Genomic DNA, 16,194 nt, shown 5'->3' with positions numbered 1-16,194 from the left:
CCGTCCGCGTTCCGCTTGAACCAGATGTTCGGGAACGCCAGGAAACGGTGCCAGGCCACCCCCATGTCGGTCTTCAGCGAGACGGTGATCATCCACACGTAGGAGGTGGTGATCTTCAGGCAGGCGACGAGGTAGACGAGGGTGTGGAGGGTGGCGGTGTCGGTCTGCCGGAGGCGGGCGACCAGCGGGTAGGAGACGAAGAAGGACGCCTGGTAGCCGTCGGCGTGGTGCAGGGCGCCCTCCAGGGCGTGCAGCACCAGGATGCAGAGGCTCACGATGACGATGACGGCCTCGACGAAGTAGGCCTGGCCCGAACGGGAGCCGGCGAAGCGGGACTTGCGGCCCGGCCTGTCCGGCCTGCTGAGCTGGCGGACCGCGATGAGGGTCAGGATGCCCAGGGCCGTCGCCGCGGCGAGGAACTCGACGAGGACGTTGTAGGGGGTCCAGTCGCCGATGACCGGCAGCAGCCAGTCGGGGCGGAAGAGCTGGCCGGTGGCGTTGACGAGGGTGATGAGCAGGGCGTAGAAGCCGACCGCCACGAACCAGTGCGCGACGCCGACGACACCCCAGCGGTTCATCCGGGTGTGGGCGGCGAACTCCCGGCCCAGCATGGCGGTGCGCCGCCAGGGAAAGGCGGTGCGCAGGCCTTCGGGGACGGGCTGGCCCAGCCGCACGAAGCGGTGGATGCGTAAGAGGGCGCGGCCGAACAGGGCGAAGCCTGCCGTGGTCAGGGCCAGCGACACGATGATCGCGACGAGTTGCATGAAGGGGCTCCTCGAACCGGCGGAAAACCGGTTACCAATCGGTAACTTGATGGTCCGTCCGAGGCTACCCACTTCCCGCGCCGCACCGCAGCCACAGCGGCGGCCACAGCCTCAGCCTCAGCCGCAACAGCAGCGGCAGCGGGTGCGGGGTTCCGCCGGGCCGGCGGCCGCTGTCGCCGGCGGGGCAGGGTCACACGGGGCGGACGCCGACGCGGGCGCGGGCGGCGGGCAGCACGGGGACGGCGGGCACCGTCCGGTGCGGGGCGGGCGGCGGGGTCTCGGGCGCGGCCACCAGGATCGACTGCTGCAGCCGGCGCAGCCGGGGCGAGGGCTCCAGGCCCAGGTCCCGCACCAGGGTGGCGCGCAGCCGGTGGTAGACGTCCAGGGCCTCGCCGCGCCGGCCGGAGCGGTGCAGGGCGAGCATGAACTGGGCGTGCAGGTTCTCGTGGGTGGCGTAACGGCTGGTCAGGACGGTCAGTTCGGCCAGGAGTTCGCGGTGGCGGCCCAGCCGCAGGTCGGCCTCGATGCGCTGGTCCAGCGCGCACAGCCGGCTCTCCTCCAGCCGCCGGGCCTCCGTCTCCAGGCGGGCGCCGGCCGGCACGCCGGCGAAGGCGGGACCGGTCCACAGCAGCAGGGCCTCGCGCAGCAGGCGGGAGGCGTCCTTGTGGTCGCCGGCGTCCATCGCGCGGTAGCCCAGTCCCGCCAGGCGTTCGAACTCCCGCACGTCGCTGCCGCCGCCGCCGGAGACCAGCAGGTAGCCGCCGGGCACGGTGGCCAGGACGTCCTTGGCGCTGCGCCCCGCGGACGGGGAGGGGGTGTCCGCGGGGGCGGCGCCGGGCTGGTGCAGGGCGAGGGTGATCAGTTCGCGCAGCTGCAGGACGTAGGTCTGCAGGGTGGTGCGGACGCTGCGCGGGGGCCGGCCCGACCACAGTTCGTCGACCAGGGCGGCCACCGGGACCACGCGGTCGGCGTGCAGGGCCAGCAGCGCGAGGAGCTGGCGCGGTTTGGGTGCGGTGGGTGCGATCGACACCCCGTTCTCCCTGACATCCAGTGTGCCCAGTACGTCGATCTGCACCGCCGTCGCCCCCTCGGTGGGTGTGTGCCGTCTTCGGTACCACGAGTACAAAACAGGCCGGACGGTTTGTCAATACCAAACCGCTCATGCTGTTTTGGTGCGTCTCCCGACCGGACCCCCACCGCTCCCCCACCACCGCCCCTGACCTGCTTGCATGCCTGGAATCCGGGCGTCCGGGCGGAAAATAAAAGCCCGGGAATCCGGCGAACTCGGGGCGGGACAGGGGTCCCGGCGGGGCGACCGGGCGGCCCCGGCGGGGGTTCTGAACACCATAAACAGACCAATCGTGCTGTTCAGAGGGGTGGGCGGGCCGGGAAGGGTCCGGGCCCGCCCGGTCTCACTGCGGGGGGTTGCCGTGCTTGCGGGAGGGGAGGTCGGCGTGCTTGCGGCGGAGCATCGCCAGGGAGCGGATGAGGACCTCGCGGGTGGCGGCGGGGTCGATGACGTCGTCGACCAGGCCGCGCTCGGCCGCGTAGTAGGGGTGCATCAGCTCCGCCCGGTACTCCTTGACCAGCTTCTGCCGCATCGCCTCGGGGTCGGCGGCCTCGGCGATGCGGCGGCGGAAGATGACGCCCGCGGCGCCCTCCGCGCCCATCACCGCGATCTCGTTGGCGGGCCAGGCGTAGGTGAGGTCGGCGCCGATGGACTGGCTGTCCATCACGATGTAGGCGCCGCCGTACGCCTTGCGCAGGACCAGCGAGATGCGCGGCACGGTGGCGTTGCAGTAGGCGTAGAGGAGTTTCGCGCCGTGGCGGATGATCCCGCCGTGCTCCTGGCCGACGCCGGGCAGGAAGCCGGGCACGTCCAGGAGGGTGACCAGGGGGATGTTGAAGGCGTCGCACATCTGCACGAAGCGGGCCCCCTTCTCGCTGGCGTGGATGTCCAGCACGCCGGCCAGGGTGCGGGGCTGGTTGGCGACGACGCCGACGACCTGGCCGTCGAGGCGGGCCAGCGCGCACACGATGTTGCGCGCCCAGTGCTCGTGGACCTCCAGGTACTCGCCGTCGTCGACGATCTCCCCGATGACGGCCGTCACGTCGTAGGGGCGGCTGCCGTCGGCCGGCACATGGTCCAGCAGCATCTCCCCGCGCCGCCCGGCCGGGTCCGCGGTGCGCACCGTCGGCGGCGCCTCGCGGTTGTTCTGCGGGAGCATCGACAGCAGGTAGCGCACCTCCGCCAGGCACGTCTCCTCGTCGTCGTAGGCGAAGTGGCACACCCCCGACGTCTCCGCGTGCACGTCCGCGCCGCCCAGCCCGTTCTGGCTGATCTCCTCGCCGGTCACCGCCCGGACGACGTCCGGGCCGGTGATGAACATCTGCGAGGTGTCACGGACCATGAACACGAAGTCCGTCAGCGCCGGGCTGTAGGCGGCGCCGCCCGCGCAGGGGCCCAGGATCACGGAGATCTGCGGGATCACCCCGGAGGCACGGGTGTTGCGCTGGAAGATGCCGCCGTAGCCGGCCAGCGCGGAGACGCCCTCCTGGATCCGGGCGCCCGCACCGTCGTTCAGCGACACCAGCGGCGCCCCCGCCGCCAGCGCCATGTCCATGATCTTGTGGATCTTCGTGGCGTGGGCCTCGCCCAGCGCCCCGCCGAAGATCCGGAAATCGTGCGCGTACACGAATACGGTGCGGCCCTCGACCGTCCCCCAGCCCGTGATCACACCGTCGGTGTACGGCTTCCTGGTCTCCAGGCCGAACCCGGTCGCCCGGTGCCGGCGCAGCTGCTCCACCTCCTGGAAGGAGCCCTCGTCCAGCAGCAGCCCGATCCGCTCCCGGGCCGTCAGTTTGCCCTTGGCGTGCTGCGCCGCCGTCGCCTGCTCGCTGGGGCCCGCCATCGCCTGGGCCCTGATCGCGTGCAGCTCCGCCACCTGTGAATGCGTGCCGCCCGTCCCCGCCGTGAGCGGTGCCGGCGCCGTCGTCGTCGTCATCCCTGGTCCGTTTCCGGCACGGCCGGGAGGAGGCGAGGAGACCCGCCCCCACCCCGTCCGTCCCATCGAGAGCAAAAGTAGACATCCATGAGATTTCCTCTCCTGCGGGCGGAGTGCGCCTCAAGACGCGGCGGAGCGCCCACCGCTGCGGGACGCGCCCCGCTGCGCGCACGCAGCGGCGTCATACGGCGCATGCGCAACGGCGGCTGCGGCGGCGGATGCCGCGCAGCACCCGCCGCCGCCCCGCGGCCCCCGGAGCACGGGGGCACGGTGCGCGGTGCGCCGCGCAGGAGTACGGGCCGGCCAGCCGTGCGGACGGCTGCGGGAAGGGGCGGGGAGATACGGGAAAAGCACGAGGAGATACAAGGAGATACGGGGAGGTACGGGGAGGGGTGGTGACCGGCGCGGAAGGCGCCGGTGCGGGCAGCGGGGCGGGCGTGTGCGTGCCGCCGCGCGGTGTCCGCCGGCGCCGCGTCCGGCGCCCGTTCCCTCTCCGTCCGGCCGCTCCCGGCCCGTCCGGCGCCTGCCTCCTCTCCGCCCGGTCCACCCAATCCGCCCGGTCCGCCCGGTCCATCCGGTCGATTCGGTTCGTTCGGTCCGCCCGGTCTGCCGAGTTCTTCCGGCCCTTGCGGCCCACGGCCATCGTCGGGCGGGGTGGTGGAGAAAAGCTGAGGGATCGCTTGAGGATCGGTCGGCGAGGGCTCGCAGGCGGGGAGGACACGGTGGCGGACGGGCGGCGGTTGTGCGTGCGGGGAAGGTGGGCGGCCGGCGGAGGGCCGCGGGTAGCCAACGGGCGGCGAGCGGGATGGCCGTTCCGGGGGGAGGGCGGGCGTCCGACGACGGGCGGATGGGCCGTTGCGGGTGGAGGGCGGGCCTTTCTCGTGGGGAGCGGCCGTTGCGGGTGGAGGGCTACGGCGGTGCCGGGACCGGGGGCCTGGCCGATCCGCTTCGCTCACCAGGACCATGCCCGGGCGGCCGGCGCGGATAGTCCAGGGGGCGGGTGGTGAGCGGCGGGTCGTGGGCGGTGGGCGGCCGGCTTCGGGGTCGTAGGCGCGGGGCGGTCTGGCCCAGGGGCAGGCCGGCGTCGCCGCGAGGCGGCATCGCGCGCCCGGCCAGAGGGCGAGAACGTCCGGTCGAAGGGCGAGGACGTCCGGCGCCGTCGCGAAACGGCTCCCTGCCTCCCCCTGCCTCCCCCGGCAGCTGCGCGGCCAGAAGGGGGGTGCGTGGTGTGGTCTTCGCGGTGGCATGTCGCCGGGGTGGCAGGGAAGGCCGTGGAGCGCGGGGGGGGTGTGTCAGGGGGTGGGGCGGCGGGTGCCGGTCTCTGCCGGGGCCGGGGCAGCCTCAGGCGGGGTGAAGGCCTTGATGTGGTCGCGGGCCCAGTCGTGGAAGGAGCGGGCCGGGTGGCCGGTCAGGGCGGGGACGGTGTCCTCGACGCGGGCCTTGGCGCCGGCTCTCTGGCGTTCCGCGCTCGCCAGGAGGGCCTCGATAAGCGGGGGCGGGAAGCGTCCGGCCAGCGCGGCGCGGGCCCGGTCGGCGGTCAGTTCCTCGAACCGCAGCGGGATGCCCAGCAGGCGGCCCAGTTCGCGGGTCTGCTCGACGGCGGTCACCGCCTGCGGGCCGGTCAGCGTGTAGGCGCGCCCGGCATGCTCCTCCTCGGTCAGCGCCCGGACCGCGACCTCGGCGATGTCCCGGGGGTCCACACACGCGTTGGGCGCGCTCCCGTACAGCGCGCGGACGGTGCGCTCGCGGCGCACGGAGGCGGCCCAGGACAGGGAGTTGGACATGAACGCGCGCGGGCGCAGCAGGGTCCACTCCAGTCCGCAGCCGCGCAGCACCTCCTCGCCGGCCCGCTGGCGGCGGGTGATGAGGTCGTCCGCCCCGGGATCCAGGACGGCCGCCGCGGACAGCTTCACCACCCGCCGCACCCCGGCGGCACGGGCAGCCGCGACGAACACCGCGTCGTCGTCGCCCTCGACGCGCGCGGTCACCAAAAACGCCGTCCGCACGCCCCGCAGGGCCGAGGCCAGCGACGGCGGGTCCGTGTAGTCCCCGGCCACCGCCTCCACCCCGGGGAACATCGCCGCGGCCCGCGCCGGGTCCCGGGCCATCACCCGCACCCCCAGCCCCGCGGGCAGCCGGGCGGGCAGGGCACGGACCACTTCCCCGCCCACCGTCCCCGTCGCCCCCGTCACCAGCACCACCGGCCCCCGCCCCGACACCAGCCCCAGCCCCAGCCCCTGCCCCGACCGCTGCCCCTGCCTGCGGGCCACCGGCTGCCGCCCGGCCCCCGCACCGGCCTGCGCACCGGCCCCGGCGTCCGTCCCGGGACCGGAACCGGCTTCGGTCCCGGCTTCGGTCCCGGTTCGGGGTACCGCCCGCCGCCCGCCGCTGCCGTCGCCGTCGCCGTTCGTGTGCATCCGCCGTGCCTCCGTTCGTTCCGCTCCCCGGCAGGCCGTTCCTGGTGGGCCGTTCCCTTTGTTCCTGGTGTTCCTGGTGCGCCGTCGCCTTTTACGCCGATTGCGCGCCGGTTCCCCTGATCCCGTGGAACTGCTGGACCGGGCGCGGGAGCGGGGCGGGCTGCCGGCACACGGGGTGCACCCCGGCGGAGACCGCGGGCGTCCTGGCGGGGGCCTTCGCCGGGGTGCAGGCCATCTCCCGGTCGCTGTCGGGCTGCCAGGACCTGCCGCGCCGGGTCACCGGTCTGCTGCGGCACGTGCTGCCGTCCGTGGTGATCCCCCCGGTGCCGGCCTCGGCGGACTCTCCGCGGCCAGGGGCGCCTGGGTCCAGGAACAGCTGAGCGCCGCCGGCGCCGCGCCGGATCCCGTGCCGGGCCCCGTGTCTGTCATCTGACCCCGCCCGGCACCGCATCCCCCACCCCCGCCCCGGTACCAGCACGGGCACCGGCGCCGGCCATCGCTCCCGCGCACTTTTCTGTGCCGGTGCCGGTGCCGGTGGCGGGGGTGGCGGGGTCGCGCTGGGCGTGCTCCCAGCTGCCGCCCTCGCGGAAGTAGGCGCCCAGGGCGGCGGTGAGGGGGCCGGCGCCGGCCGCCCAGCCGACGTAGCCGTCGGGGCGGACCAGGACCGCGCCGCCCGGCAGGTCGGCTTCCGTGCCGGTGCGCACCACCCGCAGCAGCCCCGACCACGGCCGGGCCTGGGCCTGCCAGCGGGCGCTGTCGGCGGCGGAGAGCAGGAGCAGCGGGCGGCCGGCGGCCAGCAGGCGGATGACGTCGGTGCGGCCCTGGGAGGTGGTGAGTTCGGTGTTGGACAGGAACCGTCCCTCCCAGGGGGAGGGATCGGCGGCGCGCGGGGGCAGCACCGTGTCCTGGGCGCTGACCATGGAGGCCAGCACGCCGTTCGCCCCGCCGCGGGCCAGCAGTTCGCCGAACAGGGTGCGCAGCGGATCCAGTCCGGTGTCGGGGCGCATGAGGGCGAGCTGGGCGCGGGTGTTGTCGATGACGCGCTGCGCGGCCGGGCGGCGCTCGAGGTCGTAGGTGTCCAGCAGTCCCGGAGCGGCGGCGCCGCGGACGGCCAGGGCGAGTTTCCAGCCGAGGTTGAGGGCGTCCAGCACGCCGGCGCTCAGTCCCTGGCCGCCGACGGGGAAGTGCACGTGGGCGGCGTCGCCCGCCAGCAGGATCCGCCCCGCCCGGTAGGAGAGGGCGATCCGGCTGAAGTCGCTGAACCGGCTCAGCCAGCGCGCCTGGCCCATCGGGACGTCCCGCCCGGTGATCCGGCCGACCTCGGCGCGCAGTTCCTCCAGGGTGGGCGGCAGGTGCCGGCCGCCGTGCGCACCGGTGCAGTCCAGGGTCCGCAGCCGCACCCCGCCGGGCGTGCCGGGGATGTCCTTGACGACGATCCAGCCGGTCGCGGTGCGGTGCCAGCCCGGGCGCAGCGCGCCGGGCCGCTCCAGGCGGACGTCGCCCGCCAGCGCGGAGACGGTGGCCGGGTAGGTGCGGCAGGCGAAGGCCGTCTGCCGGCGGACCGTGCTGCGCGCGCCGTCCGCGCCGACCGCGTAGCGGGCCGTGCACGTCACCGGCCCCCGCCGGCCGCTCGCGGTGACCTGCACCCCGTCGGGGCCCTGGCGCACCCCCGTCACCCGCAGCCCGCGCAGCACGACCACGCCGGCCGCCCGCGCCCGCGCCTCGAAATGCCGCTCCAGCTGCTCCTGCTCGCACTTGAGGACCGGCGGCGGCTCCAGCGCCGGCGCACACACCGCCAGCCCCGGCATCCCCGCGAAATGGAACGCGCACCGCGTCGCCACCGGCGCACTGGACCCCCCGGCCACCCCGGCCAGATACCCCCGCCGCACCAGGCACTGCACCGCCCGGGCATGCAGCGTGGTCGCCTTCGGCCGCGCCGAGATCCCCTCCCGCTCCTCCACCACCACCGTGCGCACCCCGTACCCCGCCAGCTCACACGCCACCAGCAGCCCCACCGGCCCCCCGCCCACAACCACCACCTGCGCCCGCACCACACCCACCCCACCCGGCACACCGGACACGTCCGACGCATCGGATGCGCCGGACGGACCGGACGTGCCGGGTACGCCGGGCATGCCGGGCGCGGCCGGCCCATCCGGCACACCGCGCGCAGCCGGCACACCCGCCCCGCCTGCCGCGTCCACGGCGCCCGCCGCACCTGCCGTGTCTGCCGCGTCCACGGCACCTGCCGCGCCCGCCGCACCTGCCGTGTCCTCTGTGCCTGCTGTACCTGTCGTATTCGTCATCCCAGGTCTCCCCCATCTCGTCCCGGACCACGTCGCGTCAGCAACCAGCTCCGCACGCACCCGGCAGCAGCACAGCCGGAGGCAAAGGACAGCGAGGACGGCGAGGGCGGCCCGGAGGCAGGGGCAGGGACCGGACACGGGAAACCGGGGGCGGGAGAAGGCCGGCAGATCCGATCCGGCGGCGTCCCGGACGGCGTCACGCACCGCACGGGGCCATGCACCGCGCCCGGTCGTGCGCCGCGCGGCACGGTGTCTCCCCCGCCGCCCCCCCTTTCTTCCCTTCCTGCCTTCTGCCTGCCTCTTCGGCCTCTCACGGCTTCCTGCGGCCTCGTCCGGCGCGGGCCCGGCACGCGTTCTGCGGGGGCCGGGCGGACTGTCCAGGGGTGCGGACGCCGCCAAAATATACCGGGTGGACGGTTCTTTGCAACGGTTCTGGGAAACCCGCAGCACGAGCCGCGCGGGAGGAACCGGGAGGAGGCCGGGAGGGGGCGGGGAGGGGGCCGGGGAGGGGCGAGGAAGGGTGTTCGCGGGAGGGGCGAGGGCGCGCCTGGGGCGGGGGCCGTCGCGGTGCCGGGGCGGGCAGCGGTCCGGCAGGGGCGGTCTGCTGGGCAGTCTGCCCGGGGGCGGGCGGACTGTACGGCGAGGAGCCGCTGGGGAGCCGTCGGGTGCGGCGGGTACGGACAAGGGCGGTGTCCGCGTCCGGTTACGGGCACGGCGGCCGGCATTCGCACTCGCGCCAGGCCGGGGGCGGGGCAGGGGCAGGTGACGCGCCTTCGCGGAGGAGCGCCTGCGCGGCGGCCGGGCCGAGGACCTGTTCTGACCGCCCAGCCCGCAGGGACCGCCCCGGTCTCGCTGGCCGCCCGCGCCCGCCCGTGCCTCGGGCGCTGCTGTCGGTGCCCGGTGACCGGCACGGCTGCTGCGGCCCCTGCGGGCTGGGTCCCGGAGGCCGGGCGCGGTGCCCGCCTGCCGGTTCACAGGGTCGCGCCGGCCCGCACGCCCCCGGCCTGCGGGAACCTGGGCGCCGGGCCGATGCTCCGCGGCCGGGGTGCCGTGCGGGTGTCCTTGCATGCGCCTCCTCCTCTCCCGCGCGGCCCTTCGGCCGGGGCGGGGGTGGCACATCCGTGCGGCCTGGCGGCGGCGCGGTGCTGCCGGAGCAGACCGGGCGCAGCGCGAGGCGGGCGGAACAGGGACAGCGGGGGCAGGGGCAAGGACGGGAGCGGGGGCGGGGCGGGGCCGTCGTGGCGGGCGCGCGGGGAAGAGGGCGGCCGGGTGCCGCGGGGCAGGCACCCGGGTCCGGGACGGACCGGCCGGCCAGGAGTCGCCGCGGGCCGGAGGGCCGCGGCGCGGCAGGGCGCCGCGGGGCCGGAGGCAAGGAGGAGGGCCGAGGAGGCCGGGGCCGGACGTCACATGTGTGTCCGGCCCCCGGGTCGGCTCGGCCGTTCAGTGCCCGCGTCAGTCGATGAACTCGCAGGCCGTCAAAGCCACCGCCAGGCCGGCCACGATAAAAGGCCAGGCGCAGCACCAGCAGAAGTCGATCGCGGAGCAGACCGCGATGGCGACCCCGAACGCGATCCATGCCGTGGCGACGCAAGCCGCCCTGGCCGCCGAGATCGGAGAAGCGGGCTGCCGGCCCATTTCCGGATGCTCGGCGGCGGCGAGCCCGCGTTCCATGACGTTCCGGAGCTCTCCGACGATGCCGTCCAGGCCACCGCCCACCAGCGCCTCCGCACTCCGCTCGACGATGCCCATCAGCTCTTGGGCCACTGCCGCCGAAATCTCCGCGTCGAGGAGCATCGTGCGGGTCTCGGCGACGAGATCCTCCACCTGCTGCGGCCCGTCCCGGTCGGTGAACGCGTGGCGCACCCGGCCGTTCCAGTCGCTCCAGTCGTCCTGGCGGCGGCGCGCGTCGATCCGGTCCATCACGGTCCGCAGCTGCCGGCGGGCCTGGCGGTTCCAGCGCTCGGCCGCGTCGCGGTGCAGACGGACGACGTCGTCCCCCAGCCGCAGCACGCCGGCACGGTCGGCCTTGTGCAGCGAGCGCACCGACACGGCCATCACCCCGGTCGCGTCCCGGGCCTGCCCCACGATCTCCCGGAGCCCGGCCTCGCCGAGGATCTCACCGACACGCCGGCCGGCCTCAGCGCTCTCCCCGCCGCATCCGCATGTGCCCATCCTCGGTCCCCCTCGGAAGAACGGTTCCGTCCGTTTCGCCGGAGCCTGGTGCGGGTTCGAGTCTGGCGCCCGGGGAGGGACCGGGTAAGCGACGAAGGACGTAGACACCGCTGCCCTGCCGGCACTCTGACGCCTGGCCCACCGGTGAGAAGTCCCCTCACTGCGGACTGCCCGCCCCCTCACGTCACCCGCACCCCGACCGGCCGGAGGGTTCCCCCCGGCGGTGGGGACTGCGCAGTTACGGAACGGCCGTGGCAGACGGGGCGAAGGCCCCAGAGGATCCCCAAGGTCCGCTCCGGTTCCTCCTGCATCGCCGCGTGCCCGCCCCGGACAGCGGCCGGTCGCCTGCCGGGGATGCCGTGCGCGACTTCCACCGAGCGCTCCGGCCGGTGCGACGGACATGATCCGGTGTCCGGAACCGCGGGCGCCGGGCCAGGTGCCGCAGCCGGGAGTGGGTCAGGCGGGGCGGGCGGCGGAATGCAGAGACGTGCCGGAGGCAGAGGCAGGGGCGGGGGCGGAGGCGGGGGCGGGCAGGGGGGTGCGGTCGGGGCGGGTGGCGAGGATGGAGCGCTGCAGGCGGCCCAGCGGGGCCGAGGGCTCCAGGCCCAGTTCGGTGACGAGGGTGGCGCGCAGCCGCTGGTAGACGTCCAGGGCCTCACCGCGCCGGCCCGCCCGGTGCAGCGCGACCATGAACTGGCCGTGCAGGCTCTCGTGCATCCGGTGCCGGCTGACCAGCACCGTCAGTTCCGGCAGCAGCTCACGGTGGCGGCCCAGATGCAGATCGGCGTCGATACGCTGGGCCAGCGCACACAGCCGCGCCTCCTCCAGCCGGCGCGTCTCCACCTCGATCTGACTGCCGGCCTGCACCCCGGCCAGCGCCGGCCCGCTCCACAGACACAGCGCATCGGCCAGCCGCCGCGCCGCCCCCGCATAGTCCTGCGCGTCCATCGCCCGGTAACCGCTCCCCGCCCGCCGCTCGAACTCCCGGTGATCGACCGAACCGCCCCCCGTCCGCAGCAGATAACCCCCCGCCACCGTGGCCAGCACATCCTTGGCCCCCAACCGGCCACCACCCCCACCAGCCCCACCAGCCCCACCAGCCCCACCAGCCGCATCGCCCCCACCCGCACCCGCACCGTCGCCGGCGCCCGCACCATCCCCTGCACCGTCGCCGGCGGCGCGGGCGGGCCGGCAGAGGCCGGGTGCGGCCAGCGCCGTGCCGATCAGCTCGCGCAGCTGCAGGACGTAGGTCTGCAGAGTGGTACGCGCACTGCGCGGCGGCAGCGCCCCCCACAACTCCTCGACCAGCGCGGACACCGGCACCACCTGATCGGCGTGCAGGGCCAGCAGCCCCAGCACCCGCCGCGGCTTGGGAGCCGTCGGCACCACCGACACACCCTTCACCCGCACCGCCAGCCAGCCCAGCACTTCGATCTCCACACCCAACTCCCCCACAAGACCGCCACGACAGCAGCGGCCCGCACACCGGACCGCCCGACACCCGGGCCGACACGGCACCGGAACCCCTCGATAAAAAAACAGCACGGACGGTTTGTCAATCTCCCGGTAGACATCCCGCCGCCACGACCACACAGATCCAGCCAACCCCACCGACCACCCACCCGGCCGGCAGAGCCGGCAGGCCAGCTGCCGGGCCGCCCGGCGCGGCACGAACGGCAGGCGCCCCTGCTGCCCTACCGGCCGGCCTGGCACGGCAAAGCCGCCCCCGGTCGCAGCCGGCGGCGGCCAGGCCGCGACGGCACGCTCCGCACAACCGTCGCCAGGACGCAGGAGGGCTTCTCCCGGGAGACCGGCCGGTACTGGAGAACCGGCCAGTACGAGACACGGGAGGGGCAGGGCGACGTGCGCGCAGGGCGCCCCGGGGCGCGGGGTTCCGGGACCGAAGGGAACAGGGGTCCCGGAAGCGGGGCGCCCGGGCCGGAGGAGTGGGCGCGGTGCGGGCATTCGGGATACGAGGGCTACCGGGTGCGGGGGCGGAAGGGTGCGGGGGCGGAAGCAGAGAGGCGTCCGTCCCAGCCTTCGCCACCCAGCAGACCCGGCCCTGCGGACGAGCACCCCCAGGACGGACGAAAGCAGGGCGCACAGGCCGACGGCCACCAGAAGCGGTGCCGCCCACGCCTTACACCGGGCGGTCGGCAGTCGGAAAGACGAGGCCGGCACGGAAGCGAGGGGCGGAAGGAAAAGGAAAAGGAAAGGGGGCCGGACGGGGCGAAGCGGGCGCGGAAAAAAGGGACAGCCAGTCTTCCCGGGAGCACGGGAAAATGCCGGCGGCATCGGACCCAACACGCGGCGCTACGACGACACCGGCAGCCGGCCGCAGCCGGACCCGGCGCACCACGCACCACGCCGCCCACACCACGCCCCGCGCACCACACCCCGAAACCCGCCGCCGCGCCGCCCGCCACGACGCCGCACATACGGCCGCCCGAGGCGGATCCCGCCCCCGCCGACCACATCACCACCGCCCGCGTCCACGCCCCTGGGTGCAGCCCACCACCCCGCCCCGCCCGGCCAGACCCTCCGGCCACCCATCCACCGTCCGGCACAGCACGCACGCCCCTGCACAACACCCGGCCCGCATCAACGCCGCACCGGAACCCGGCCCGCTGAACACCACCCCTCACGCAACCATCCCGCCAGCCCACGCCGGCCAGACGCCACCTCGCCCCGCCGACCCCGTCCGGCCAGACACTGCGCCACGCCTACCGGATACCCCACAGCCATCCGCCGCCCCCTGCCCGCCCGACCGACTGCCGCAGAGGCGCACACCACCAGCCCCGCCCCGCCTGCCTGCCTGCCTGCCTGCCTGCAAAGGGAATCCGCGGCGCTCCACCACCTACCCGGCACTGGCACTGGCACTGGCACTGGCACTGGCACTGGCACTGGCACTGGCACTGGCACTGGCACTGGCACCGCAACGATCACCGCCAGGAGCCCGACTGCACACCGGACCGGCGAAACCCTCCACCACGCCGACCGGACCCGAACCTCCCGGCCGCACGCCGCACACCCGCCGCATCCGTACGACACCGCACGACCCGCACAACTGCCCCACACCTCACCGGACCGCCCGCATCCGTGCCGGGCGCACCCATCACTGTCCGGCGCCGGACAGCACCACGGCACGCACGGCCGCGAACACGCCGCTGGGGCCGGCTCCGCGCCCCAGGAAGCCACAAGACCACCCACCGGCACCCCCGGGGACCACAGCACCCCGCACCCCGTTCCACGGCGCCGCACCGCAGCCGCGGCGACGCATCCGCGCCCGCGCACCGGCGCGTCCCGGCGGTACCACCGCGCCCCGGTCCGCCCCGGACGGTCCCACTCCACCCCGTAACAACAAACCGCACGAGTGGTTTACATAAACGGGTCAAAGACGTACCGACCGAACCGGCCACATCCATGCGGTCCCGGGACCGTCACCGCCAGGCGCGGGGAGGCCGGTAGGACACCGCCGTCCGTTCCGGGCTCCACACCTCCCCCGGCTCCGCCCCATCGCCGGCCCCGTCGCCGGCCCCGTCACCGGGCTCCTGCCCGCGGGCGGCCAGCACCGCGCACAGCACGGCGCACACCGCCGCCAGCTCCTCCCTGCTCGCCCGCCCGCGCTCCACCCGGAACACACTCTCCGCGCTGCTCACCCGGCCCGCACCCCCTTCTCACCGACGTGCGGCCACCCTGCACCAGCACCCTGGAGGACCACTGAGACCCCGCTCGAGAACCACCCCCACAGGCCCCCGCAGCCCCCCGGACCGGCCAGACCCGCACCCCGCCACCGGACCCTCCGCCCGGCCGGCGCGGCCCTGTGCGCCAGGGCTCCGCCCGGGGCGGCGCCACCCGGCCGCGGACACGGTTCCGGCCATCCGGCACGGAGCGGGTTCTTCCACATCCCGTCCCCCCGGAAGCTCCGATACCCCTAGAAAGAAAACCGTGTGGTATGTATCTTCTGGTCCGGGACACCACACCACCGCACCGCACGGCACCGCCCGCACGAGCACCCCGCACGGCACCACGCCGCCGCACACCCGGCACCGCACGACACGCCACGGCAGCCCACGCACGGCACGGCCCGTCCCGCCGCACCACCCCGCACCGCTCCCTGCCCCGCCCCGGTCCGGCGGGGCGGCAGGGAGCCGGGGACGCGGAAACGCCCCACCGCGGCCCGTCCCGATCAGCCCAGATCTACCCCGATCCGTTCCGATCCGTTCCGATCCGTTCCGTCCCTATCCCGGCCCCAGGGGGAACCATGTCCACCCACACGTTCCACGCCCAACGCCCGGCCCTGACCACCGCACCCGCCCCGGCCGCCGGCGCACCGGCCGCCCCCACACCGCTGCCCGCGCCCCGCACCGCACCCTCCACCGCAGGTGCCGGTGCCGGTGGCGCCGCGGGCGGGGCCGGGGTGTCAGCACACCAAAACGCCTACGCCCACCTCTCCCTGACCCGCACCGTCCCCAAGGAGTTCGTCCACCGCGCCTCCGTCGCCGAGGTCCTGCTCACCGACTGGCGGCGCACCGGCGAGGACCGCTTCACCGTCAGCGCCCAGTGGCCCCGCGGCCACTCCTTCTTCACCCCCGCCGACGGCCGCCACGACCCCCTCATCGCCGCCGAAACCGTCCGCCAGAGCGGACTCCTGCTCGCCCACACCGAATACGGCGTCCCCCTCGACCACAGCTTCGTCATGCACGACTTCACCCTCGCCGTCGACCCCGCCCACCTCCACGTCGGCGCCGCCCCCGCCGCCCTCACCATCGACATCACCTGCTACGACATCACCCGCCGCCGCGGCCGCACCGCCTCCCTGCGCTACACCAGCACCCTGCGCCGCGACGGCCACATCCTCGCCCGCGCCGACGTCTCCTACACCTGCATCCCCCCCACCGTCTACCAGCGCCTGCGCGGCCACCACACCCACACCACCCCCCTCCCCCTCACCGCACCCACCGCACCCCAGACCGTCGGCCGCACCTCCCCCACCGACGTCGTCCTCACCCCCACCCCCCACCCCCACACCTGGCAACTGCGCACCGACACCCGCCACCCCGTCCTCTTCGACCACCCCGTCGACCACATCCCCGGCATGGTCCTCCTCGAAGCCGCCCGCCAGGCCACCACCGCCCACCTCGGCCACCCCACCCTCCCCCTCACCCTCACCACCACCTTCACCAACTACGCCGAACTCGACACCCCCTGCCACCTCCAAACCCACACCACCACCCCCACCACCCCCACCCACCACACCACCCACATCACCTGCCACCAAAACAACCGCCCCATCTTCCACTCCACCATCACCACCACCACCCCCTAACCCACCCCACCCACCACCACCCAGACCCCAGCACCCCGGCACCACCCAACCCACCCCCCACACAGCACCACCCAGACCACCCCACCGACACCTCCACCACCCGACCCCTGACACCCCCGCACCAGCACCACCCCGGACGAGAGCACACGGGCACACGGGCAGGCTCAACGCCCCACCCCGCCGCGAACCGCACAACCCAAC

8 protein-coding genes and 1 pseudogene are annotated in these 16,194 nt (G+C 75.0%); 1 reads left to right on the top strand and 8 read right to left on the bottom strand.

Going from position 1 to position 16,194, the window contains the following annotated elements; translation table 11 throughout:
* The 8 genes and pseudogenes from ACIPTO_RS40760 to ACIPTO_RS40725 form a co-directional block, all read right to left on the bottom strand.
* Nucleotides 1–764, bottom strand: a pseudogene (locus tag ACIPTO_RS40760) (Fe-S oxidoreductase); the annotation flags it as partial.
* A 190-nt stretch (nucleotides 765–954) separates the two neighbouring features.
* Nucleotides 955–1,839: an AfsR/SARP family transcriptional regulator gene (locus ACIPTO_RS40755; protein WP_366326850.1), complete on the bottom strand. Its 885-nt coding sequence runs from the start codon at nucleotides 1,837–1,839 to the stop codon at nucleotides 955–957.
* A gap of 337 nt (nucleotides 1,840–2,176) precedes the next feature.
* Entirely contained in the window at nucleotides 2,177–3,769 is a 1,593-nt protein-coding gene (locus tag ACIPTO_RS40750; protein WP_366326848.1) for an acyl-CoA carboxylase subunit beta, read from the bottom strand.
* 1,292 nt (nucleotides 3,770–5,061) lie between these two features.
* A complete protein-coding gene (locus tag ACIPTO_RS40745) occupies nucleotides 5,062–5,970 on the bottom strand; it encodes an NAD(P)H-binding protein (protein ID WP_401200504.1) in 909 nt (302 codons plus the stop codon).
* Between the two features lie 641 nt (nucleotides 5,971–6,611).
* A complete protein-coding gene (locus ACIPTO_RS40740; RefSeq protein ID WP_401200501.1) occupies nucleotides 6,612–8,237 on the bottom strand; it encodes an FAD-dependent monooxygenase in 1,626 nt (541 codons plus the stop codon).
* A 1,707-nt stretch (nucleotides 8,238–9,944) separates the two neighbouring features.
* Complete coding sequence (locus ACIPTO_RS40735) at nucleotides 9,945–10,664, bottom strand: hypothetical protein (RefSeq protein WP_401200488.1); 720 nt, start codon at nucleotides 10,662–10,664, stop codon at nucleotides 9,945–9,947.
* A gap of 456 nt (nucleotides 10,665–11,120) precedes the next feature.
* Nucleotides 11,121–12,104: a BTAD domain-containing putative transcriptional regulator gene (locus ACIPTO_RS40730; RefSeq protein WP_401200498.1), complete on the bottom strand. Its 984-nt coding sequence runs from the start codon at nucleotides 12,102–12,104 to the stop codon at nucleotides 11,121–11,123.
* A 2,000-nt stretch (nucleotides 12,105–14,104) separates the two neighbouring features.
* Nucleotides 14,105–14,323: an acyl-CoA carboxylase epsilon subunit gene (locus tag ACIPTO_RS40725; RefSeq protein ID WP_401200485.1), complete on the bottom strand. Its 219-nt coding sequence runs from the start codon at nucleotides 14,321–14,323 to the stop codon at nucleotides 14,105–14,107.
* Nucleotides 14,324–14,928: 605 nt separating this feature from the next.
* Here ACIPTO_RS40725 and ACIPTO_RS40720 point away from each other — a divergent pair.
* Nucleotides 14,929–15,993 carry a ScbA/BarX family gamma-butyrolactone biosynthesis protein gene (locus ACIPTO_RS40720; RefSeq protein ID WP_401200482.1) on the top strand — a complete coding sequence of 355 codons (1,065 nt, stop codon included), beginning with the start codon at nucleotides 14,929–14,931 and terminating at the stop codon, nucleotides 15,991–15,993.
* Nucleotides 15,994–16,194: the final 201 nt, after the last annotated feature.

The sequence above is a fragment of the Streptomyces sp. NPDC090083 genome (assembly GCF_044747445.1).
Classification (GTDB): domain Bacteria; phylum Actinomycetota; class Actinomycetes; order Streptomycetales; family Streptomycetaceae; genus Streptomyces.
This window is presented reverse-complemented; position numbering and strand designations above follow the sequence as displayed.

Coding starts and splice junctions, on each gene's coding strand:
- ACIPTO_RS40750 (WP_366326848.1), bottom strand. CDS start 3,769: ATGACGACGACGACGGCGCCGGCACCGCTCACGGCGGGGACGGGCGGC.
- ACIPTO_RS40735 (WP_401200488.1), bottom strand. CDS start 10,664: ATGGGCACATGCGGATGCGGCGGGGAGAGCGCTGAGGCCGGCCGGCGT.
- ACIPTO_RS40720 (WP_401200482.1), top strand. CDS start 14,929: ATGTCCACCCACACGTTCCACGCCCAACGCCCGGCCCTGACCACCGCA.